Below are 17,937 nucleotides of genomic sequence, written 5' to 3'. Positions count from 1 at the left end.
GACTCTGGAGACTAGCAATGGGTCAGAAAGTACATCCTAATGGTATTCGCCTGGGTATTGTAAAACCATGGAACTCTACCTGGTTTGCGAACACCAAAGAATTCGCTGACAACCTGGACAGCGATTTTAAAGTACGTCAGTACCTGACGAAGGAACTGGCTAAAGCGTCTGTATCTCGTATCGTTATCGAGCGTCCGGCTAAGAGCATCCGTGTGACTATTCACACCGCTCGCCCGGGTATCGTTATCGGTAAAAAAGGTGAAGACGTAGAAAAACTGCGTAAGGTCGTAGCGGATATCGCTGGCGTTCCTGCACAGATCAACATCGCCGAAGTTCGTAAACCTGAACTGGACGCTAAACTGGTTGCTGACAGCATCACTTCTCAGCTGGAACGTCGCGTTATGTTCCGTCGTGCGATGAAGCGTGCTGTACAGAACGCCATGCGTCTGGGCGCTAAAGGTATCAAAGTTGAAGTTAGCGGCCGTCTGGGCGGCGCGGAAATCGCACGTACCGAATGGTACCGCGAAGGTCGCGTACCGCTGCACACTCTGCGTGCTGACATCGACTACAACACCTCTGAAGCGCACACCACTTATGGTGTAATCGGCGTTAAAGTGTGGATCTTCAAAGGCGAGATCCTGGGTGGTATGGCTGCTGTTGAACAACCGGAAAAACCGGCTGCTCAACCGAAAAAGCAGCAGCGTAAAGGCCGTAAATAAGGAGCGTCGCTGATGTTACAACCAAAGCGTACAAAATTCCGTAAAATGCACAAAGGCCGCAACCGTGGTCTGGCTGCAGGCGCGGATGTTAGCTTCGGCAGCTTCGGCCTGAAAGCTGTTGGCCGTGGTCGTCTGACTGCCCGTCAGATCGAAGCAGCACGTCGTGCTATGACCCGTGCAGTTAAGCGTCAAGGTAAGATCTGGATCCGTGTATTCCCGGACAAACCGATCACTGAAAAGCCGCTGGCAGTGCGTATGGGTAAAGGTAAAGGTAACGTGGAGTATTGGGTTGCCTTGATTCAGCCGGGTAAAGTCCTGTATGAAATGGACGGCGTACCGGAAGAGCTGGCCCGTGAAGCATTCAAGCTGGCAGCAGCGAAACTGCCGATTAAAACCACCTTTGTAACTAAGACGGTGATGTAATGAAAGCAAAAGAGCTGCGTGAGAAGAGCGTTGAAGAGCTGAACACCGAGCTACTGAACCTGCTGCGTGAGCAGTTCAACCTGCGTATGCAGGCTGCAAGTGGCCAGCTGCAACAGTCTCACCTGTTGAAGCAAGTGCGTCGTGATGTCGCACGCGTTAAGACTTTACTGACTGAGAAGGCGGGTGCGTAATGACCGATAAAATCCGTACTCTGCAAGGTCGCGTGGTTAGCGACAAAATGGAGAAATCCATTGTTGTTGCTATCGAACGTTTTGTGAAACACCCGATCTACGGTAAATTCATCAAGCGTACGACCAAAATGCACGTACATGACGAGAACAACGAATGCGGTATCGGCGACGTGGTTGAAATCCGCGAATGCCGTCCGCTGTCCAAGACCAAATCCTGGACTCTGGTTCGCGTTGTAGAGAAAGCGGTTCTGTAATACAGTACGCATTCTCAACGAATAAACGGCTCAGCGATGGGCCGTTTATTTTTTCTACCCATATCTGATTTGCGGTGTTATAATGCCGCGCCCTCGATATGGGGTTTTTTTAACGACCTGATTTTCGGGTCTCAGTAGTAGTTGACATTAGCGGAGCACTAAAATGATCCAAGAACAGACTATGCTGAACGTCGCCGACAACTCCGGTGCACGTCGCGTAATGTGTATCAAGGTTCTGGGTGGCTCGCACCGTCGCTACGCAGGCGTAGGCGACATCATTAAGATCACCATCAAAGAAGCGATTCCGCGTGGTAAGGTCAAAAAAGGTGATGTGCTGAAGGCGGTAGTGGTGCGCACCAAGAAGGGTGTTCGTCGCCCGGACGGTTCTGTCATTCGCTTCGATGGTAATGCATGCGTTATTTTAAACAATAACAGCGAGCAGCCTATCGGTACGCGTATTTTTGGGCCGGTAACTCGTGAACTTCGTAACGAGAAGTTCATGAAAATTATCTCTCTGGCACCAGAAGTACTCTAAGGAGCGAATCATGGCAGCGAAAATCCGTCGTGATGACGAAGTTATCGTGTTAACCGGTAAAGATAAAGGTAAACGCGGTAAAGTTAAGAATGTCCTGTCTTCCGGCAAGGTCATTGTTGAAGGTATCAACCTGGTTAAGAAACACCAGAAGCCGGTTCCGGCTCTGAACCAACCGGGCGGCATCGTTGAAAAAGAAGCTGCAATTCAGGTTTCTAACGTTGCAATCTTCAATGCGGCAACCGGCAAGGCTGACCGTGTAGGCTTTAGATTCGAAGACGGCAAAAAAGTCCGTTTCTTCAAGTCTAACAGCGAAACTATCAAGTAATTTGGAGTAGTACGATGGCGAAACTGCATGATTACTACAAAGACGAAGTAGTTAACAAACTCATGACTGAGTTTAACTACAATTCTGTCATGCAAGTCCCTCGGGTCGAGAAGATCACCCTGAACATGGGTGTTGGTGAAGCGATCGCTGACAAGAAACTGCTGGATAACGCAGCAGCAGACCTGACAGCAATCTCCGGTCAAAAACCGTTGATCACCAAAGCACGCAAATCTGTTGCAGGCTTCAAAATCCGTCAGGGCTATCCGATCGGCTGTAAAGTAACTCTGCGTGGCGAACGCATGTGGGAGTTCTTTGAGCGCCTGATCACTATTGCTGTTCCTCGTATCCGTGACTTCCGTGGCTTGTCCGCTAAGTCATTCGACGGTCGTGGTAACTACAGCATGGGTGTCCGTGAGCAGATCATCTTCCCAGAAATCGACTACGATAAAGTCGACCGCGTTCGTGGTTTGGATATTACCATTACCACTACTGCGAAATCTGACGAAGAAGGCCGTGCTCTGCTGGCTGCCTTTGACTTCCCGTTCCGCAAGTAAGGTAGGGTTACTAAATGGCTAAGCAATCAATGAAAGCACGCGAAGTAAAACGCGTAGCTTTAGCTGATAAATACTTCGCGAAACGCGCTGAACTGAAAGCGATCATCTCTGATGTGAACGCAACCGACGAAGATCGTTGGAATGCGGTTCTTAAGCTGCAGACTCTGCCGCGTGATTCCAGCCCGTCACGTCAGCGTAACCGCTGCCGTCAAACTGGTCGTCCGCACGCTTTCCTGCGGAAGTTCGGGTTGAGCCGTATTAAGGTCCGTGAAGCCGCTATGCGCGGTGAAATTCCGGGTCTGAAAAAGGCTAGCTGGTAATTGTCACCAATTGAATCACGGGAGTAAAGACAGATGAGCATGCAAGATCCGATCGCGGATATGCTGACCCGTATCCGTAACGGTCAGGCCGCGAACAAAGCTGCGGTCACCATGCCTTCCTCCAAGCTGAAAGTGGCAATTGCCAACGTGCTGAAGGAAGAAGGTTTTATTGAAGATTTTAAAGTTGAAGGCGACACCAAGCCGGAACTGGAACTGACTCTTAAGTATTTCCAGGGTAAAGCTGTTGTAGAAAGCATTCAGCGTGTCAGCCGCCCAGGTCTGCGCATCTACAAACGTAAAGATGAGCTGCCGAAAGTTATGGCCGGTCTGGGTATCGCAGTTGTTTCTACCTCTAAAGGTGTTATGACTGATCGTGCAGCGCGCCAGGCTGGTCTTGGTGGCGAAATTATCTGCTACGTAGCCTAATCGGAGGAAAAAATGTCTCGTGTTGCTAAAGCACCGGTCGTTGTTCCTGCCGGCGTTGATGTCAAAATCAACGGTCAGGTTATTACGATCAAAGGTAAAAACGGCGAGCTGACTCGTACTCTCAACGATGCTGTTGAAGTTAAACATGCAGATAATGCACTGACCTTCGGTCCGCGTGATGGTTACGCAGACGGTTGGGCACAGGCTGGTACCGCGCGTGCCCTGCTGAACTCAATGGTTATCGGTGTTACCGAAGGCTTCACTAAGAAGCTGCAGCTGGTTGGTGTAGGTTATCGTGCAGCGGTTAAAGGGAATGTAGTAAACCTGTCTTTAGGTTTCTCTCACCCGGTTGACCATCAGCTGCCGGCAGGTATTACTGCTGAATGTCCGACTCAAGCTGAAATCGTGCTGAAAGGCGCTGATAAGCAGGTGATCGGCCAGGTTGCAGCAGATCTGCGCGCCTACCGTCGTCCTGAGCCTTACAAAGGCAAGGGTGTTCGTTACGCCGACGAAGTCGTGCGTACCAAAGAGGCTAAGAAGAAGTAAGGTAACACTATGGATAAGAAATCTGCTCGTATCCGTCGTGCGACCCGCGCACGCCGCAAGCTCAAAGAGCTGGGCGCAACTCGCCTGGTGGTACATCGTACCCCGCGTCATATTTACGCACAGGTAATTGCACCGAACGGTTCTGAAGTTCTGGTAGCTGCTTCTACTGTAGAAAAAGCTATCGCTGAACAACTGAAGTACACCGGTAACAAAGACGCGGCTGCAGCTGTGGGTAAAGCTGTCGCTGAACGCGCTCTGGAAAAAGGCATCAAAGATGTGTCCTTTGACCGTTCCGGGTTCCAATATCATGGTCGTGTCCAGGCACTGGCAGATGCTGCCCGTGAAGCTGGCCTTCAGTTCTAAGGTAGAGGTGTAAGATGGCTCACATCGAAAAACAAGCTGGCGAACTGCAGGAAAAGCTGATCGCGGTAAACCGCGTATCTAAAACCGTTAAAGGTGGTCGTATTTTCTCCTTCACAGCTCTGACTGTAGTAGGCGATGGTAACGGTCGCGTAGGTTTTGGTTACGGTAAAGCGCGTGAAGTTCCAGCAGCGATCCAGAAAGCGATGGAAAAAGCCCGTCGCAATATGATTAACGTCGCGCTGAACAACGGCACCCTGCAGCACCCGGTTAAAGGTGTTCACACGGGGTCTCGTGTATTCATGCAGCCAGCTTCCGAAGGTACCGGTATCATCGCCGGTGGTGCAATGCGCGCCGTTCTGGAAGTTGCTGGGGTTCATAACGTTCTGGCTAAAGCATACGGTTCCACCAACCCGATCAACGTGGTTCGTGCAACTATTGATGGCCTGGAAAATATGAATTCTCCAGAAATGGTCGCTGCCAAGCGTGGTAAATCCGTTGAAGAAATTCTGGGGAAATAAACCATGGCAAAGACTATTAAAATTACTCAAACCCGCAGTGCAATCGGTCGTCTGCCGAAACACAAGGCAACGCTGCTTGGCCTGGGTCTGCGTCGTATTGGCCACACCGTAGAGCGCGAGGATACTCCTGCTGTTCGTGGTATGGTCAACGCGGTTTCCTTCATGGTTAAAGTTGAGGAGTAAGAGATGCGTTTAAATACTCTGTCTCCGGCCGAAGGCTCCAAAAAGGCGGGTAAACGCCTGGGGCGTGGTATCGGTTCTGGCCTCGGTAAAACCGGTGGTCGTGGTCACAAAGGTCAGAAGTCTCGTTCTGGCGGTGGCGTACGTCGCGGTTTCGAGGGTGGTCAGATGCCTCTGTACCGTCGTCTGCCGAAATTCGGCTTCACTTCTCGCAAAGCAGCGATTACAGCCGAAGTTCGTCTGTCTGACCTGGCGAAAGTAGAAGGCGGCGTTGTAGACCTGAACACGCTGAAAGCGGCAAACATTATCGGTATCCAGATCGAGTTCGCGAAAGTGATCCTGGCTGGCGAAGTCACTACTCCGGTAACTGTTCGTGGCCTGCGTGTTACTAAAGGCGCTCGTGCTGCTATCGAAGCTGCTGGCGGTAAAATCGAGGAATAAGTAGCAGATGGCTAAACAACCGGGATTAGATTTTCAAAGTGCCAAAGGTGGCTTAGGTGAGCTGAAACGCAGACTGCTGTTTGTTATCGGCGCGCTGATTGTGTTCCGTATTGGCTCTTTTATTCCGATCCCTGGTATTGATGCCGCTGTACTTGCCAAACTGCTTGAGCAACAGCGAGGCACCATCATTGAAATGTTTAACATGTTCTCTGGTGGTGCTCTCAGCCGTGCTTCTATCTTTGCCCTGGGGATCATGCCGTATATTTCGGCGTCGATCATTATCCAGCTGTTGACGGTGGTTCATCCAACGCTGGCAGAAATTAAGAAAGAAGGGGAGTCTGGTCGTCGTAAGATCAGCCAGTACACCCGTTACGGTACTCTGGTGCTGGCGATATTCCAGTCGATCGGTATTGCTACCGGTTTGCCGAATATGCCTGGTATGCAGGGCCTGGTGATGAATCCAGGCTTTGCATTCTATTTCACCGCTGTTGTAAGTCTGGTTACAGGAACCATGTTCCTGATGTGGCTCGGCGAACAGATTACTGAGCGCGGTATCGGTAACGGTATCTCAATCATCATCTTCGCTGGTATCGTTGCGGGACTCCCGCCAGCCATTGCCCATACTATCGAGCAAGCGCGTCAAGGCGACCTGCACTTCCTCGTGTTGCTGTTGGTTGCAGTATTAGTATTTGCAGTGACGTTCTTTGTAGTATTCGTTGAACGTGGTCAACGCCGTATTGTGGTAAACTACGCCAAACGTCAGCAAGGTCGTCGTGTCTATGCTGCACAGAGCACACATTTACCGCTGAAAGTGAATATGGCGGGGGTAATCCCGGCAATCTTCGCTTCCAGTATTATTCTGTTCCCGGCGACCATCGCGTCATGGTTCGGGGGCGGTACTGGTTGGAACTGGCTGACAACAATTTCGCTGTATTTGCAGCCTGGGCAACCGCTTTATGTGTTACTCTATGCGTCTGCAATCATCTTCTTCTGTTTCTTCTACACGGCGTTGGTTTTCAACCCGCGTGAAACAGCAGATAACCTGAAGAAGTCCGGTGCATTTGTACCAGGAATTCGTCCGGGAGAGCAAACGGCGAAGTATATCGATAAAGTAATGACCCGCCTGACCCTGGTTGGTGCGCTGTATATTACCTTTATCTGCCTGATCCCGGAGTTCATGCGTGATGCAATGAAAGTGCCGTTCTACTTCGGTGGGACCTCACTGCTTATCGTTGTTGTCGTGATTATGGACTTTATGGCTCAAGTGCAAACTCTGATGATGTCCAGTCAGTATGAGTCTGCATTGAAGAAGGCGAACCTGAAAGGCTACGGCCGTTAATTGGTCGCCTGAGAAGTTACGGAGAGTAAAAATGAAAGTTCGTGCTTCCGTCAAGAAATTATGCCGTAACTGCAAAATCGTTAAGCGTGATGGTGTCATCCGTGTGATTTGCAGTGCCGAGCCGAAGCATAAACAGCGCCAAGGCTGATTTTTTCGCATATTTTTCTTGCAAAGTTGGGTTGAGCTGGCTAGATTAGCCAGCCAATCTTTTGTATGTCTGTACGTTTCCATTTGAGTATCCTGAAAACGGGCTTTTCAGCATGGTACGTACATATTAAATAGTAGGAGTGCATAGTGGCCCGTATAGCAGGCATTAACATTCCTGATCAGAAACACGCCGTGATCGCGTTAACTTCGATCTACGGTGTCGGCAAGACCCGTTCTAAAGCCATCTTGGCTGCAGCGGGTATCGCTGAAAATGTTAAGATCAGTGAGCTGTCTGAAGAACAAATCGACACGCTGCGTGACGAAGTTGCCAAATTTGTCGTTGAAGGTGATCTGCGCCGTGAAATCAGCATGAGCATCAAGCGCCTGATGGATCTTGGTTGCTATCGCGGTTTGCGTCATCGTCGTGGTCTCCCGGTTCGCGGTCAGCGTACCAAGACCAACGCTCGTACCCGTAAGGGTCCGCGCAAACCGATCAAGAAATAATCGGGGTGATTGAATAATGGCAAAGGCACCAGTTCGCGCACGTAAACGTGTAAGAAAACAAGTCTCTGACGGCGTGGCTCATATCCATGCTTCTTTCAACAACACCATCGTGACTATTACCGATCGTCAGGGTAATGCGCTGGGTTGGGCAACAGCCGGTGGTTCCGGTTTCCGTGGTTCTCGCAAATCCACTCCGTTTGCAGCTCAGGTTGCAGCAGAGCGTTGCGCTGACGCCGTGAAAGAATACGGTATCAAGAATCTGGAAGTTATGGTTAAAGGTCCGGGTCCAGGCCGCGAATCTACTATTCGTGCTCTGAACGCCGCTGGTTTCCGCATCACTAATATTACTGATGTGACTCCGATCCCTCATAACGGTTGTCGTCCGCCGAAAAAACGTCGCGTATAACGCTTCGTTTTCCAGGTTAGTTGGAGAAAGAAAATGGCAAGATATTTGGGTCCTAAGCTCAAGCTGAGCCGTCGTGAGGGCACCGACTTATTCCTTAAGTCTGGCGTTCGCGCGATCGATACCAAGTGTAAAATTGAACAAGCTCCTGGCCAGCACGGTGCGCGTAAGCCGCGTCTGTCTGACTATGGTGTGCAGTTGCGTGAAAAGCAAAAAGTTCGCCGCATTTACGGTGTGCTGGAGCGTCAGTTCCGTAACTACTACAAAGAAGCAGCACGTCTGAAAGGCAACACCGGTGAAAACCTGTTGGCTCTGCTGGAAGGTCGTCTGGACAACGTTGTATACCGTATGGGCTTCGGCGCCACTCGTGCGGAAGCACGTCAGCTGGTTAGCCATAAAGCAATTATGGTAAACGGTCGTGTTGTTAACATCGCTTCTTATCAGGTTAGTCCGAATGACGTTGTTAGCATTCGTGAGAAAGCGAAGAAGCAGTCTCGCGTGAAAGCCGCTCTGGAGCTGGCTGAGCAGCGTGAAAAGCCAACCTGGCTGGAAGTTGATGCTGGCAAGATGGAAGGTACGTACAAGCGTAAGCCTGAGCGTTCTGATCTGTCTGCGGACATTAACGAACACCTGATCGTCGAGCTTTACTCCAAGTAAAGCTTAGTACCAAAGAGAGGACACAATGCAGGGTTCTGTGACAGAGTTTCTAAAACCGCGCCTGGTAGATATCGAGCAAGTGAGTTCGACGCACGCCAAGGTGACCCTTGAGCCTTTAGAGCGTGGCTTCGGCCATACTCTGGGTAACGCACTGCGCCGTATTCTGCTCTCATCGATGCCGGGTTGCGCGGTGACCGAGGTTGAGATTGATGGTGTACTACATGAGTACAGCACCAAAGAAGGCGTTCAGGAAGACATCCTGGAAATCCTGCTCAACCTGAAAGGGCTGGCGGTGAGAGTTCAGGGTAAAGATGAAGTTATTCTTACCTTGAATAAATCTGGCATTGGCCCTGTGACTGCAGCCGATATCACCCATGATGGGGATGTCGAAATCGTCAAGCCGCAGCACGTGATCTGCCACCTGACCGATGAAAACGCGTCTATTAGTATGCGTATCAAAGTTCAGCGCGGTCGTGGTTATGTGCCGGCTTCTACCCGAATTCATTCGGAAGAAGATGAGCGCCCAATCGGCCGTCTGCTGGTCGACGCCTGCTACAGCCCTGTAGAGCGTATTGCCTACAATGTTGAAGCAGCGCGTGTAGAACAGCGTACCGACCTGGACAAGCTGGTCATCGAAATGGAAACCAACGGCACAATCGATCCTGAAGAGGCGATTCGTCGTGCGGCAACCATCCTGGCTGAACAACTGGAAGCTTTCGTTGATTTACGTGATGTACGTCAACCGGAAGTGAAAGAAGAGAAACCAGAATTCGATCCGATCCTGCTGCGCCCTGTTGACGATCTGGAATTGACTGTCCGCTCTGCTAACTGCCTCAAGGCAGAAGCTATCCACTATATCGGTGATCTGGTACAGCGTACCGAGGTTGAGCTTCTTAAGACGCCTAACCTGGGTAAAAAATCTCTTACCGAGATTAAAGACGTGCTGGCTTCCCGTGGACTGTCTCTGGGTATGCGCCTGGAAAACTGGCCACCGGCAAGCATCGCTGACGAGTAACCGGATCACAGGTTAAGGTTTTACTGAGAAGGATAAGGTCATGCGCCATCGTAAGAGTGGTCGTCAACTGAACCGCAACAGCAGCCATCGCCAGGCTATGTTCCGCAACATGGCAGGTTCACTGGTTCGTCATGAAATCATCAAGACGACCCTGCCTAAAGCGAAAGAGCTGCGTCGCGTAGTTGAGCCGCTGATTACTCTTGCCAAGACTGATAGCGTTGCTAATCGTCGTCTGGCATTCGCCCGTACTCGTGATAACGAGATCGTGGCAAAACTGTTTAACGAGCTGGGCCCGCGTTTCGCGAGCCGCGCCGGTGGTTACACTCGCATTCTGAAGTGTGGCTTCCGTGCAGGCGACAACGCGCCGATGGCATACATCGAGCTGGTTGATCGTTCAGAGAAAACAGAAGCTGCTGCAGAGTAATCTGTAGTAACGTAAAAAAACCCGCTTCGGCGGGTTTTTTTATATCCTCCTGAACCCCACATATCTACAATAATTGTATTCTTTTCGTTCAATCCCTGGAGCGACGTATGTGGTTACTTGACCAGTGGGCAGAGCGTCATATTATCGAGGCACAGCGTAAAGGCGAGTTTGATAATTTGCCTGGCCGTGGCGAGCCGCTTATTCTGGATGATGATTCTCATGTGCCGGCGGAACTTCGTGCGGGTTATCGCTTACTCAAGAATGCGGGCTGTCTTCCCCCTGAACTGGAGCAGCGCAGAGACGCTATTCAGTTACTTGATATCCTCAACAGTATCCGGGAAGATGACCCTCGATACCATCAGGTTAGTCGCCAGCTCTCCCTGCTTGAACTAAAACTTCGGCAGGCTGGGTTGAGTACCGACTTTTTACACGGTGAGTATGCAGAAAAACTGCTGCATAAAATCAACGATAATTAACGGAGCTTGTATGTATCGCATTGGTGAGCTGGCAAAGCTGGCAGACGTAACGCCTGATACCATTCGCTACTATGAAAAACAGCAGATGATGGATCATGAGGTACGTACTGAAGGCGGGTTTCGTCTGTATACCGAAAACGATCTGCAGCGTCTCAAGTTTATTCGTTATGCGCGACAGTTGGGTTTCACGCTCGACTCGATCCGCGAGCTTTTATCGATCCGAATTGATCCTGAGCACCATACCTGTCAGGAGTCAAAAAGTATTGTGCAAGAGCGATTGCAGGAGGTTGAAGCCAGGATTGCGGAACTGCAAACGATGCAGCGTTCGTTACAAAGGCTTAATGATGCTTGTTGCGGAACGGCCCACAGTAGCGTCTATTGTTCCATTCTGGAAGCCCTGGAACAGGGGGCCAGTGGAGCGAAATCAGGATGTTGATTTATTGAACCGGCGGGGCTACACTCGCGCCGTTAATTTATACAATCGGGAGACATTATGAGTCGTTATCAACATAAGAAAGGGCAGATAAAGGACAATGCCATCGAGGCATTACTGCACGATCCCCTTTTCAGGCAACGCGTTGAAAAAAATAAGAAAGGCAAAGGAAGCTATCTGCGCAAAGGTAAACACGGTAATCGAGGGAACTGGGAGGCCAGTGGCAAGAAAGTAAATAACTTTTTTACCACTGGCCTTCTGCTTATTAAGAACGGTTATTTTGTTCTTTCAGCAGATCGCGGATTTCGCCCAATAACACTTCCTCTTTAGAAGGCGCTGGCGGAGCTGCCGGCTCTTCTGCTTTTTTACGGTTGAGTCTGTTGATAAGCTTAATGGCAACAAAGATAGCAAAGGCCACAATCACAAAATCAAATACGTTCTGGATAAACACGCCGTAATGCATGACGACCGCCGGAATATCTCCCTGCGCTTCGCGTAACGTAAAAGCAAATTGTTTAAAGTCGATCCCGCCGATTAACAATCCCAACGGCGGCATAATGATATCGGCAACCAGTGAAGAAACAATCTTACCGAATGCCGCGCCAATAATGACACCCACTGCCAAATCCACAACATTCCCGCGCATCGCGAATTCGCGAAATTCTTTAATAAAACTCATTTTTATTCTCCCTATGCATCTGACGTTATAAGTTTAACAAATGCTAAGGCATTTTCCATTTACGGCTTCTGTTTAGCGAAATAAATTAATCCTTGATAAATAAAGGGAATTAAAAAGGGCGCTGAATGAGCGCCCCTTAAATTAGAGGAAGAAAGGACTTGGCTGGAACAGACGTTCGACGTCGGTAATAAACTTTTTATCGGTCAAAAACATAATGACGTGATCGCCTTGTTCAATGCGCAAATTGTCATTAGCGATCATGACATCATTTCCACGCACCACCGCGCCAATAATGGTGCCTGGCGGCAGTTTAATTTCGTCAATGACGCGGCCAACCACGCGGGAAGTGCTTTCATCGCCGTGCGCGACGGCTTCGATGGCTTCGGCAACCCCGCGACGTAGTGAGGAAACGCCGACGATATCCGCTTTACGCACATGGCTCAGTAATGCAGAGATGGTGGCCTGCTGCGGAGAAATCGCAATATCTATAACGCTACCCTGCACAAGATCGACATAAGCGCGACGTTGGATCAACACCATCACTTTCTTGGCGCCCATCCGCTTAGCCAACATCGCGGACATGATATTGGCTTCATCATCGTTAGTGACCGCGATAAAGAGATCGACCTGATCAATATGCTCCTCCGCCAGCAATTCCTGATCGGAAGCGTCGCCAAAAAAGACGATCGTGTTTTGCAGTTTCTCAGCCAATTCTGCGGCGCGTTGTTGATCGCGTTCGATCAATTTAACGCTATAGTCTTTTTCCAGACGCCTTGCCAGCCCGGCGCCGATATTGCCGCCGCCCACCAGCATGATGCGCTTGTAGGGTTTTTCCAGACGCTGTAATTCGCTCATTACTGCACGGATATGCTGTGAAGCCGCAATAAAGAAGACTTCATCCCCTGCTTCCACGATAGTCGAGCCCTGAGGACGGATTGGTCTGTCATGGCGGAAAATTGCGGCAACGCGGGTATCGATATGCGGCATATGCTCTCGCATTGTCGAGAGCGCGTTACCTATTAGTGGACCGCCATAGTAGGCTTTAACTACTGCCAGACTGACTTTCCCTTCGGCAAAGTTTACAACCTGTAATGCTCCCGGATACTCGATCAGACGATAAATATTATCGATAACCAACTGCTCCGGCGCGATCAGATGATCAATCGGAACCGCTTCAGAATGAAAGAGTTTATCCGCATCGCGAACATAGTCCGGGGAGCGAATGCGGGCGATACGGTTTGGAGTGTTGAAGAGTGAATAGGCTACCTGACAGGCAACCATATTAGTTTCATCTGAACTGGTGACAGCGACCAGCATATCCGCATCGTCAGCGCCCGCTTCGCGCAACACGCGGGGATGCGAACCATGCCCCTGAACTACGCGTAGATCGAACTTATCTTGCAAACTGCGTAATCGTTCGCCGTTGGTATCAACCACCGTGATGTCGTTGTTTTCGCCGACCAGGTTTTCCGCCAGTGTTCCGCCAACTTGCCCTGCGCCCAGTATGATAATTTTCATCAGTCGTGGCCCGTTATCTCATCACTTCTTGATTAGCTTAGCGTAAAAGAACCCATCACCTTCTTCGCCGCCCGGCAGATTCTGCTGTCCTGGCTGATCAGGTGTTCCTGTTTCGCTGAGCGCGGCATCGGGAGTGCGTTGCAAAAAGGTTTTGATCTGATCGCGGTTTTCTTCCGGCAGTACGGAACAGGTGGCGTAAACCAGCGTCCCGCCGGGCTTCAGGCGCGGCCAGACGGCATCAAGAATTTCCGCCTGTAATTGCGCCAGTTCCACGATATCGCGATCGCGACGCAGCCATTTGATATCTGGATGACGGCGAATGACGCCGGTTGCGGAGCAGGGCGCATCCAGCAGAATACGGTCAAACTGCTGCTCGCCGCACCATTGGGCGGGATAACGTCCATCCCCTTGTTTAACTGTCGCTTTCATCCCAAGACGCTTTAGGTTGTCGTAAACGCGGGAGAGCCGTTGTTCATCAATATCAACCGCCAACACGTCTGCTTCGGGGGCCACTTCGAGAATATGCGTAGTTTTACCGCCGGGCGCGGAGCATAAGTCTAAAATGTGCTCACCGTTCTGAGGAGCGAGAAAAACCGCACATCCCTGCGCAGAGGCATCCTGGACAGTTACCCAACCCTCAGCAAAACCGGGTAAAGCATGTACCGGAGCTGGCGTCTCCAGACGTACAGCGTCGGGATAATCGGGATGGGGATATCCCTTCATGCCTGCGTCTTCAAGTAAGCCAAGCCAACCGTCGCGGGTGTGGTGTGTACGATTTACACGTAGCCACATAGGCGGACGCTGGTTATTCGCTTCAATAATGCGTTGCCACTGTGTGGGGTAAGCATTTTGCAAACGCTTTACCAGCCAACCGGGATGTAAAAAGCGCGCATCGCTGGTCGCAAACTCATTAAGCAACGTTTCCTGCTGGCGCTGAAACTGGCGCAGGACGCCGTTAATTAACCCTTTCAACTGCGGACGTTTGATGGAGACCGCGCCTTCAACGGTTTCAGCCAGCGCCGCATGGGGAGGAACGCGGGTGTACAGCAACTGATAAAAGCCGACCATAATTAAGTAATGCACTGTTCGCTGCTTGCCGGTCATTGGACGAGACATCAGCTTATTGATCAGCCATTCCAGCTGTGAAAGAGTGCGCAGGACGCCAAAGCACAGCTCCTGAAGTAGCGCTTTGTCTTTATCGGCGACTTTTTGTTGCAGCGGCGGGAGCACATTACTTAATGATTGTCCCTGCTCGACGACCTGTTCAACGGCCTGTGCCGCCAGACTACGTAAATTGTTTTGTTTTTTCATATGTATAAAATAAAAATGCCCGGTAACACCGGGCTTATGAAGACGTGACCGTCAGGCAAGACGGTTACCAGGAATAAACCATTCCCGGCGTGAATTTAACAGATCCTGGGCGCTCATCGCTTTTTTGCCGGCAGGCTGAAGCGAAAGCAAATTTAATATCCCCTTGCCTGTTGCAACCTGGATGCCCTGTTTCGTCGCGGCCAGAATAGTTCCCGGCAGCGACTGCGTGGCGTCCTCAATGACGGACGCCTGCCAGACTTTTACCGGCTGGCCGTCGATTTCCAGCCAGCTCATTGGCCACGGATTAAAGGCGCGAATGCAACGCTCCAGCTGTGCTGCGGAGAGAGACCAGTCGATACGCGCTTCTTCTTTACTGAGCTTTTCCGCATGAGTGACCAGCGCTTCATTCTGCGCTTCAGGCGCCGCTGTGCCGTCCGCCAGTTGTTTTAGTGTGGTAATTAACCCCTGCGGGCCAAGCTCAGCCAACTTATTATACAGTGAGCCACTGGTATCTTCTGCGGTAATCGGGCACGCAAGTTTATACAGCATGTCGCCGGTATCCAGCCCTACATCCATCTGCATAATTGTGACGCCGGTTTCCGCATCGCCTGCCCAGAGTGAGCGCTGAATAGGCGCCGCGCCGCGCCAGCGTGGAAGCAGCGAACCGTGAACGTTGATACATCCGAGACGGGGCATATCCAGCACTGCCTTTGGGAGAATCAGACCATATGCTACGACAACCATGACGTCGGCATGTAAGTCAGCAACCAGTTGCTGGTTTTCCTGAGGACGAAGCGACACGGGCTGGAAAACGGGCAGGCCTTTTTCTTCCGCCAGCACTTTTACCGGGCTGGGCATCAACTTTTTGCCGCGACCTGCTGGACGATCGGGTTGGGTAAATACGCCGACAACGTTATGTCCAGAAGTTAACAGCGCGTCGAGATGACGCGCTGCAAAGTCAGGTGTACCCGCAAAAATAATACGTAGTGAATCTGACACGTTGGTTCTTGTCCTTTAAGCCCGGGCGTTCAGGCGGTCGAGTTTTTCTACTTTCTGACGAATACGTTGTTGCTTCAGCGGCGACAAATAATCGATAAACAGTTTACCGACCAGATGATCCATCTCATGCTGAATGCAAATTGCCAGCAAACCATCCGCTTCAAGCTCAAACGGGTTGCCGTCGCGATCCAGCGCGCGGATTTTCACTTTCTCGGCGCGCGGCACTAAAGCGCGCTGTTCCGGAATCGACAGACAGCCTTCTTCTATACCCGTTTCGCCACTTTTCTCCAGCAATTCCGGGTTAATGAGTACCAGGCGCTCGTCGCGGTTTTCCGAAACGTCAATCACGATGATCCGCTGGTGGATATCGACCTGCGTTGCGGCCAGACCGATACCTTCTTCCGCGTACATCGTTTCGAACATATCATCGACGATACGCTGAATTTCTGCATTCACTTCTTCAACCGGCTTTGCGACTTTGCGAAGGCGCTCGTCCGGAATATGTAACACTTGCAAAACTGACATAATTATCCAGAGTTGTGTTCAGGAGTTGAAAAGATTATTACCTCTATTCTAGACAAATCCCCACCTGATTGACAGCATCAGTGACCAATCGCAAAGATTGTTCAGACTGCTTGTGGCAGGGGAGGGAAAGGATGGCCCGTACCGAAATTTGGTTACGTTTAATGTACGTCGGCGACCTTTATGGCGAGGCGATGTTGAACATGGCGAATTCGCTTATTCGCCAGCCTCAGATAAATCGCACGCACCTTCAGGAAGCTGGTCTTACCGCGCGGCAAGCTGAACGTTTTTTACAGCTTCCAGCAGGTGTGCTTGATGAGACGTTACGCTGGCTTGAACTACCGCAGTACCATTTTCTGTGTGCGGATAGTGAAATTTATCCTCCCCAACTGCGTGCTATTGACGATTATCCCGGCGCTATTTTTATTGACGGCGATCCTGCCTGTCTGCATACCTGCCAACTTGCCGTCGTAGGGAGCCGGAGCCACTCTTGGTATGGGGAACGTTGGGGACGTCTGCTTTGCGAAAGCCTTGCGAAAAGCGGTTTGACGATCACCAGCGGCCTTGCCCGGGGAATTGATGGCGTAGCACACAACGCCGCGATGAGTATGGGGGGAAAAAGTGTAGCGGTGTTAGGAAATGGTTTGGCAAAGATTTATCCTCGCCGACATGCCGTGCTGGCTGAAAACTTGATTGCCACCGGCGGCGCAGTGGTCTCAGAATTTCCGCTTTCAACGCCTCCGCTACCGCAACATTTTCCTCGCAGAAACCGTATCATCAGCGGACTGAGCAAAGGCGTGCTGGTAATCGAGGCGGCGTTGCGCAGCGGTTCGTTGGTGACGGCGCGCTGCGCGCTTGAACAGGGACGGGACGTTTTTGCATTACCAGGTCCTATCGGTAGTCCGGGAAGCGAAGGCACGCACTGGTTAATTAAACAAGGGGCTACGCTTGTGACGACGCCGGAGGATATTCTGGAAAATTTGCAATACGGCTTACACTGGTTGCCAACTACGGCGGAAAATTCACTTTATTCACTAAATCAGGATGAGGCGGCATTGCCATTTCCTGAGCTCCTGGCTAACGTAGGAGATGAGGTAACACCTGTTGACGTCGTCGCTGAACGTGCCGGCCAACCTGTGCCAGCGGTAGTGGCTCAGCTACTCGAACTGGAGTTAGCAGGATGGATCGCAGCTGTACCCGGCGGCTATGTCCGATTAAGGAGGGCAAGCCATGTTCGACGTACTAATGTATTTGTTTGAAACATACATCCATAACGAAGCCGAGCTGCGCGTGGATCAGGACAGACTGGAGCGTGATCTCACCGACGCCGGGTTTGATCGCGAAGACATCTACAATGCGCTGCTGTGGCTGGAAAAACTCGCTGACTATCAGGATGGCCTCGCGGAACCCATGCAACTTGCTTCCGACCCTCTTTCAATGCGCATTTATACGGTTGAAGAGTGTGAAAGGCTTGATGCCAGTTGCCGGGGGTTTCTGTTATTCCTTGAGCAGATTCAGGTGCTAAACCTCGAAACACGAGAAATGGTGATTGAGCGTGTGCTGGCGCTGGATACCGCAGAGTTTGACCTGGAAGACTTGAAATGGGTTATTTTGATGGTGTTATTCAACATTCCGGGCTGTGAAAACGCCTATCAGCAAATGGAAGAATTACTCTTTGAGGTAAATGAAGGTATGCTGCATTGATAGGTGTTAAT

The 17,937-nt window shown here is 50.8% G+C and carries 30 protein-coding genes and 1 pseudogene; 26 read left to right on the top strand and 5 right to left on the bottom strand.

The genetic code is table 11. From position 1 onward, the window contains the following. The first annotated feature begins 17 nt into the window (after window positions 1-17). From rpsC to N7E69_RS06140, 24 genes and pseudogenes are all read left to right on the top strand, one after another. Window positions 18-719 carry a 30S ribosomal protein S3 gene (gene rpsC, locus N7E69_RS06255; protein WP_000529945.1) on the top strand — a complete coding sequence of 234 codons (702 nt, stop codon included), beginning with the start codon at window positions 18-20 and terminating at the stop codon, window positions 717-719. 12 nt (window positions 720-731) lie between these two features. Beyond that, window positions 732-1,142: a 50S ribosomal protein L16 gene (gene rplP, locus N7E69_RS06250; RefSeq protein ID WP_000941208.1), complete on the top strand. Its 411-nt coding sequence runs from the start codon at window positions 732-734 to the stop codon at window positions 1,140-1,142. After that, window positions 1,142-1,333 carry a 50S ribosomal protein L29 gene (rpmC, locus tag N7E69_RS06245; RefSeq protein WP_000644742.1) on the top strand — a complete coding sequence of 64 codons (192 nt, stop codon included), beginning with the start codon at window positions 1,142-1,144 and terminating at the stop codon, window positions 1,331-1,333. The genes rplP and rpmC overlap by 1 nt, the downstream gene beginning before the upstream one ends. Next, window positions 1,333-1,587 (top strand): 30S ribosomal protein S17, encoded by a 255-nt coding sequence (rpsQ, locus tag N7E69_RS06240; RefSeq protein ID WP_000130101.1) that lies wholly within the window; start codon window positions 1,333-1,335, stop codon window positions 1,585-1,587. Before rpmC ends, rpsQ begins: the two co-directional genes overlap by 1 nt. Window positions 1,588-1,750: 163 nt before the next feature. Further along, window positions 1,751-2,122 carry a 50S ribosomal protein L14 gene (rplN, locus tag N7E69_RS06235; RefSeq protein ID WP_000613954.1) on the top strand — a complete coding sequence of 124 codons (372 nt, stop codon included), beginning with the start codon at window positions 1,751-1,753 and terminating at the stop codon, window positions 2,120-2,122. Window positions 2,123-2,132: 10 nt separating this feature from the next. Next, window positions 2,133-2,447 (top strand): 50S ribosomal protein L24, encoded by a 315-nt coding sequence (gene rplX / locus N7E69_RS06230; protein WP_000729185.1) that lies wholly within the window; start codon window positions 2,133-2,135, stop codon window positions 2,445-2,447. 14 nt (window positions 2,448-2,461) lie between these two features. Continuing rightward, window positions 2,462-3,001, top strand: a complete 540-nt coding sequence (gene rplE, locus N7E69_RS06225; protein WP_001096206.1) for a 50S ribosomal protein L5 — start codon at window positions 2,462-2,464, stop codon at window positions 2,999-3,001. Between the two features lie 14 nt (window positions 3,002-3,015). After that, entirely contained in the window at window positions 3,016-3,321 is a 306-nt protein-coding gene (gene rpsN / locus N7E69_RS06220) for a 30S ribosomal protein S14 (RefSeq protein WP_001118932.1), read from the top strand. A 33-nt stretch (window positions 3,322-3,354) separates the two neighbouring features. Then, the gene (rpsH, locus tag N7E69_RS06215) at window positions 3,355-3,747 is read left to right on the top strand and encodes a 30S ribosomal protein S8 (protein WP_000062611.1); all 393 of its coding nucleotides are present in this window, start codon (window positions 3,355-3,357) and stop codon (window positions 3,745-3,747) included. 12 nt (window positions 3,748-3,759) lie between these two features. After that, a complete protein-coding gene (rplF, locus tag N7E69_RS06210; RefSeq protein ID WP_000091938.1) occupies window positions 3,760-4,293 on the top strand; it encodes a 50S ribosomal protein L6 in 534 nt (177 codons plus the stop codon). 9 nt (window positions 4,294-4,302) lie between these two features. Then, the gene (gene rplR / locus N7E69_RS06205; protein WP_000358956.1) at window positions 4,303-4,656 is read left to right on the top strand and encodes a 50S ribosomal protein L18; all 354 of its coding nucleotides are present in this window, start codon (window positions 4,303-4,305) and stop codon (window positions 4,654-4,656) included. Window positions 4,657-4,670: 14 nt separating this feature from the next. Next, the gene (gene rpsE, locus N7E69_RS06200) at window positions 4,671-5,174 is read left to right on the top strand and encodes a 30S ribosomal protein S5 (RefSeq protein WP_000940121.1); all 504 of its coding nucleotides are present in this window, start codon (window positions 4,671-4,673) and stop codon (window positions 5,172-5,174) included. A 3-nt stretch (window positions 5,175-5,177) separates the two neighbouring features. Beyond that, window positions 5,178-5,357 carry a 50S ribosomal protein L30 gene (gene rpmD, locus N7E69_RS06195; protein ID WP_001140434.1) on the top strand — a complete coding sequence of 60 codons (180 nt, stop codon included), beginning with the start codon at window positions 5,178-5,180 and terminating at the stop codon, window positions 5,355-5,357. 3 nt (window positions 5,358-5,360) lie between these two features. After that, window positions 5,361-5,795, top strand: coding sequence for a 50S ribosomal protein L15 (gene rplO, locus N7E69_RS06190; RefSeq protein WP_001238917.1), 435 nt, complete (start codon window positions 5,361-5,363; stop codon window positions 5,793-5,795). 7 nt (window positions 5,796-5,802) lie between these two features. Then, window positions 5,803-7,134: a preprotein translocase subunit SecY gene (gene secY / locus N7E69_RS06185; RefSeq protein ID WP_001118864.1), complete on the top strand. Its 1,332-nt coding sequence runs from the start codon at window positions 5,803-5,805 to the stop codon at window positions 7,132-7,134. 31 nt (window positions 7,135-7,165) lie between these two features. Then, window positions 7,166-7,282: a 50S ribosomal protein L36 gene (gene rpmJ / locus N7E69_RS06180; protein WP_000868187.1), complete on the top strand. Its 117-nt coding sequence runs from the start codon at window positions 7,166-7,168 to the stop codon at window positions 7,280-7,282. Window positions 7,283-7,428: 146 nt separating this feature from the next. After that, window positions 7,429-7,785, top strand: a complete 357-nt coding sequence (gene rpsM, locus N7E69_RS06175; RefSeq protein WP_000090780.1) for a 30S ribosomal protein S13 — start codon at window positions 7,429-7,431, stop codon at window positions 7,783-7,785. A gap of 16 nt (window positions 7,786-7,801) precedes the next feature. Further along, the gene (gene rpsK / locus N7E69_RS06170; RefSeq protein ID WP_001029758.1) at window positions 7,802-8,191 is read left to right on the top strand and encodes a 30S ribosomal protein S11; all 390 of its coding nucleotides are present in this window, start codon (window positions 7,802-7,804) and stop codon (window positions 8,189-8,191) included. A gap of 33 nt (window positions 8,192-8,224) precedes the next feature. After that, window positions 8,225-8,845, top strand: coding sequence for a 30S ribosomal protein S4 (gene rpsD, locus N7E69_RS06165; protein WP_000135226.1), 621 nt, complete (start codon window positions 8,225-8,227; stop codon window positions 8,843-8,845). Window positions 8,846-8,870: 25 nt separating this feature from the next. Next, window positions 8,871-9,860, top strand: coding sequence for a DNA-directed RNA polymerase subunit alpha (locus tag N7E69_RS06160; protein ID WP_001162094.1), 990 nt, complete (start codon window positions 8,871-8,873; stop codon window positions 9,858-9,860). Window positions 9,861-9,900: 40 nt separating this feature from the next. Then, window positions 9,901-10,284 carry a 50S ribosomal protein L17 gene (gene rplQ, locus N7E69_RS06155; RefSeq protein ID WP_001216370.1) on the top strand — a complete coding sequence of 128 codons (384 nt, stop codon included), beginning with the start codon at window positions 9,901-9,903 and terminating at the stop codon, window positions 10,282-10,284. 107 nt (window positions 10,285-10,391) lie between these two features. After that, window positions 10,392-10,760, top strand: a complete 369-nt coding sequence (locus tag N7E69_RS06150) for a DUF1992 domain-containing protein (RefSeq protein ID WP_000266515.1) — start codon at window positions 10,392-10,394, stop codon at window positions 10,758-10,760. A 10-nt stretch (window positions 10,761-10,770) separates the two neighbouring features. Further along, window positions 10,771-11,196, top strand: a complete 426-nt coding sequence (zntR, locus tag N7E69_RS06145; RefSeq protein WP_000285585.1) for a Zn(2+)-responsive transcriptional regulator — start codon at window positions 10,771-10,773, stop codon at window positions 11,194-11,196. 57 nt (window positions 11,197-11,253) lie between these two features. Beyond that, a pseudogene (locus N7E69_RS06140) lies at window positions 11,254-11,457 on the top strand (alternative ribosome-rescue factor A); the annotation flags it as partial. Between the two features lies 1 nt (window position 11,458). On the opposite strand, the gene mscL reads toward N7E69_RS06140, so the two are convergent. The 5 genes from mscL to def form a co-directional block, all read right to left on the bottom strand. Next, window positions 11,459-11,872, bottom strand: coding sequence for a large-conductance mechanosensitive channel protein MscL (gene mscL / locus N7E69_RS06135; RefSeq protein WP_000008119.1), 414 nt, complete (start codon window positions 11,870-11,872; stop codon window positions 11,459-11,461). A 141-nt stretch (window positions 11,873-12,013) separates the two neighbouring features. Continuing rightward, entirely contained in the window at window positions 12,014-13,390 is a 1,377-nt protein-coding gene (gene trkA, locus N7E69_RS06130; protein ID WP_000691374.1) for a Trk system potassium transporter TrkA, read from the bottom strand. A gap of 21 nt (window positions 13,391-13,411) precedes the next feature. Beyond that, window positions 13,412-14,701, bottom strand: coding sequence for a 16S rRNA (cytosine(967)-C(5))-methyltransferase RsmB (rsmB, locus tag N7E69_RS06125; RefSeq protein ID WP_000744615.1), 1,290 nt, complete (start codon window positions 14,699-14,701; stop codon window positions 13,412-13,414). A 51-nt stretch (window positions 14,702-14,752) separates the two neighbouring features. Next, on the bottom strand, window positions 14,753-15,700 hold the full coding sequence (gene fmt, locus N7E69_RS06120; RefSeq protein ID WP_001285171.1) for a methionyl-tRNA formyltransferase: 948 nt from the start codon (window positions 15,698-15,700) through the stop codon (window positions 14,753-14,755). Window positions 15,701-15,715: 15 nt separating this feature from the next. Continuing rightward, window positions 15,716-16,225 (bottom strand): peptide deformylase, encoded by a 510-nt coding sequence (def, locus tag N7E69_RS06115; RefSeq protein ID WP_000114987.1) that lies wholly within the window; start codon window positions 16,223-16,225, stop codon window positions 15,716-15,718. Window positions 16,226-16,356: 131 nt separating this feature from the next. On the opposite strand from def, the gene dprA reads away from it, so the two are divergent. Next, the gene (gene dprA, locus N7E69_RS06110) at window positions 16,357-17,481 is read left to right on the top strand and encodes a DNA-protecting protein DprA (protein WP_000124536.1); all 1,125 of its coding nucleotides are present in this window, start codon (window positions 16,357-16,359) and stop codon (window positions 17,479-17,481) included. Next, complete coding sequence (gene smg, locus N7E69_RS06105) at window positions 17,453-17,926, top strand: DUF494 family protein Smg (RefSeq protein ID WP_000460663.1); 474 nt, start codon at window positions 17,453-17,455, stop codon at window positions 17,924-17,926. The genes dprA and smg overlap by 29 nt, the downstream gene beginning before the upstream one ends. Window positions 17,927-17,937 lie beyond the last annotated feature (11 nt).

Source organism: Salmonella sp. 3C (genome assembly GCF_025426275.1).
Lineage (GTDB): Bacteria > Pseudomonadota > Gammaproteobacteria > Enterobacterales > Enterobacteriaceae > Salmonella > Salmonella enterica.
This window is presented reverse-complemented; position numbering and strand designations above follow the sequence as displayed.

Coding starts and splice junctions, on each gene's coding strand:
- rpsC (WP_000529945.1), top strand. CDS start 18: ATGGGTCAGAAAGTACATCCTAATGGTATTCGCCTGGGTATTGTAAAA.
- rplP (WP_000941208.1), top strand. CDS start 732: ATGTTACAACCAAAGCGTACAAAATTCCGTAAAATGCACAAAGGCCGC.
- rpmC (WP_000644742.1), top strand. CDS start 1,142: ATGAAAGCAAAAGAGCTGCGTGAGAAGAGCGTTGAAGAGCTGAACACC.
- rpsQ (WP_000130101.1), top strand. CDS start 1,333: ATGACCGATAAAATCCGTACTCTGCAAGGTCGCGTGGTTAGCGACAAA.
- rplN (WP_000613954.1), top strand. CDS start 1,751: ATGATCCAAGAACAGACTATGCTGAACGTCGCCGACAACTCCGGTGCA.
- rplX (WP_000729185.1), top strand. CDS start 2,133: ATGGCAGCGAAAATCCGTCGTGATGACGAAGTTATCGTGTTAACCGGT.
- rplE (WP_001096206.1), top strand. CDS start 2,462: ATGGCGAAACTGCATGATTACTACAAAGACGAAGTAGTTAACAAACTC.
- rpsN (WP_001118932.1), top strand. CDS start 3,016: ATGGCTAAGCAATCAATGAAAGCACGCGAAGTAAAACGCGTAGCTTTA.
- rpsH (WP_000062611.1), top strand. CDS start 3,355: ATGAGCATGCAAGATCCGATCGCGGATATGCTGACCCGTATCCGTAAC.
- rplF (WP_000091938.1), top strand. CDS start 3,760: ATGTCTCGTGTTGCTAAAGCACCGGTCGTTGTTCCTGCCGGCGTTGAT.
- rplR (WP_000358956.1), top strand. CDS start 4,303: ATGGATAAGAAATCTGCTCGTATCCGTCGTGCGACCCGCGCACGCCGC.
- rpsE (WP_000940121.1), top strand. CDS start 4,671: ATGGCTCACATCGAAAAACAAGCTGGCGAACTGCAGGAAAAGCTGATC.
- rpmD (WP_001140434.1), top strand. CDS start 5,178: ATGGCAAAGACTATTAAAATTACTCAAACCCGCAGTGCAATCGGTCGT.
- rplO (WP_001238917.1), top strand. CDS start 5,361: ATGCGTTTAAATACTCTGTCTCCGGCCGAAGGCTCCAAAAAGGCGGGT.
- secY (WP_001118864.1), top strand. CDS start 5,803: ATGGCTAAACAACCGGGATTAGATTTTCAAAGTGCCAAAGGTGGCTTA.
- rpmJ (WP_000868187.1), top strand. CDS start 7,166: ATGAAAGTTCGTGCTTCCGTCAAGAAATTATGCCGTAACTGCAAAATC.
- rpsK (WP_001029758.1), top strand. CDS start 7,802: ATGGCAAAGGCACCAGTTCGCGCACGTAAACGTGTAAGAAAACAAGTC.
- rpsD (WP_000135226.1), top strand. CDS start 8,225: ATGGCAAGATATTTGGGTCCTAAGCTCAAGCTGAGCCGTCGTGAGGGC.
- N7E69_RS06160 (WP_001162094.1), top strand. CDS start 8,871: ATGCAGGGTTCTGTGACAGAGTTTCTAAAACCGCGCCTGGTAGATATC.
- rplQ (WP_001216370.1), top strand. CDS start 9,901: ATGCGCCATCGTAAGAGTGGTCGTCAACTGAACCGCAACAGCAGCCAT.
- N7E69_RS06150 (WP_000266515.1), top strand. CDS start 10,392: ATGTGGTTACTTGACCAGTGGGCAGAGCGTCATATTATCGAGGCACAG.
- zntR (WP_000285585.1), top strand. CDS start 10,771: ATGTATCGCATTGGTGAGCTGGCAAAGCTGGCAGACGTAACGCCTGAT.
- mscL (WP_000008119.1), bottom strand. CDS start 11,872: ATGAGTTTTATTAAAGAATTTCGCGAATTCGCGATGCGCGGGAATGTT.
- trkA (WP_000691374.1), bottom strand. CDS start 13,390: ATGAAAATTATCATACTGGGCGCAGGGCAAGTTGGCGGAACACTGGCG.
- rsmB (WP_000744615.1), bottom strand. CDS start 14,701: ATGAAAAAACAAAACAATTTACGTAGTCTGGCGGCACAGGCCGTTGAA.
- def (WP_000114987.1), bottom strand. CDS start 16,225: ATGTCAGTTTTGCAAGTGTTACATATTCCGGACGAGCGCCTTCGCAAA.
- dprA (WP_000124536.1), top strand. CDS start 16,357: ATGGCCCGTACCGAAATTTGGTTACGTTTAATGTACGTCGGCGACCTT.
- smg (WP_000460663.1), top strand. CDS start 17,453: ATGTTCGACGTACTAATGTATTTGTTTGAAACATACATCCATAACGAA.